This is a genomic window from Mesorhizobium sp. A623 (assembly GCF_054489405.1).
The window spans coordinates 1-1223 of record NZ_JBTMXB010000115.1 but is presented as its reverse complement, the minus strand read 5'-3'; the positions used below and the strand labels follow the sequence as shown (position 1 = coordinate 1223).

1 protein-coding gene is annotated in these 1223 nt (G+C 57.2%); it reads left to right on the top strand.

The genetic code is table 11. The annotated features are described in order from the left end of the window. Positions 1 to 105: 105 nt before the first annotated feature. A partial coding sequence (locus ACX3P1_RS28130; RefSeq protein ID WP_459083089.1) for a phage portal protein occupies positions 106 to 1223 on the top strand: 1118 nt, incomplete at its 3' end.

Sequence of the window (1223 nt, the reverse complement as noted above, 5' to 3'; positions counted from 1 at the left end):
TTGTATGAATTAATTCCTATTATTATAGGAAAATAGTCCTTTTCTACTTGCCGCGCGAATCAACCTATGAGAGAATCTGTCTCAAGCAAATTTGAGACAGATTACATGGCGTTTAGTTTTTCCAGCGTAAAGAAGGCATTCGGCTTCGGATCGGAACAGAAGTCACTTTCTCTTTCCGATCCTGCCATTTCAGAACTGTTCGGTATCATTCCTACCGCTTCTGGCGTGTCCGTTACTGCCAGCACCGCAATGCGCGTCCCGGCAGTCCTTCAAGCCCTTCGGCTAATCTCCGAAACCGTTGGCTCGCTACCGTGCAAGCTCTATCGTGACGCCGACGACAGTAAGGAAGCTGCCAAGGATCACGGCGCTTACAAAATCGTTCATGACCGCGCTAACCCTTGGACCAGCGCCGGGCAGCTTCGCGCCGACCTGACCGCCGACGCGCTCTTGCATGGTGCTGGCTATGCGCAGGTAGTGCGCGTCGGCGACGACAAGCCCTTTGAGCTTCACCGCCTCGATCCCGGCAGCGTGCAGCGTCGTTTCGCGGATGACGGCGAGCCTTATTACCTGATTCAGCGGAAGAACGGCGGACAGGCGCGCTTGTCCTATCGTGATGTTCTTTACCTTCCGGCCTTCGGCGCTACCTCGCCGATCACGCTCGGCAGGGAAGCAATTGGCGTCGCCATAACGCTTGAGCGCCACGCTTCCAAATTCTTCGGTTCGGGCGCTCGCCCTTCCGGCGTCGTCTCAAACGAGAAGCCAGCCGGTGGTGAGGCCGGCGCGACCACGCTTGCCAATATCAAAAAGGCGTGGCGCACTTGGCAGTCGAATGCCAGCGGCGACCCGCTCATTCTTGATGCTGGCTGGAAGTATGACGCGCGGACGATGCCCAGCACCGATGCGCAATTCATCGAAAACCGCCTTGAACAGATCAATGAAATCGCCCGCATCTTCGGCGTGCCGCCACATATGCTTTTCCAGCTTGAGCGCGCGACGTGGAGCAATGCCGAACAGATGGCGGCAAGCTTCCTTCAGCTTTGCCTTCGCCCTTGGCTCGACCGCTGGCAGGACGCCTATGCAACCGTCCTTCTAACGGAAGACGAGCGCGACGACCTCTATTTTGAATTCGTCATTGACGATCTTCAGCGCGCCGACGCTGCCGGTCGGGCCGAAATCTTCGGCAAGCTTGTCGCCATGCGCGCCATGACGCCGAACGAAGTCCG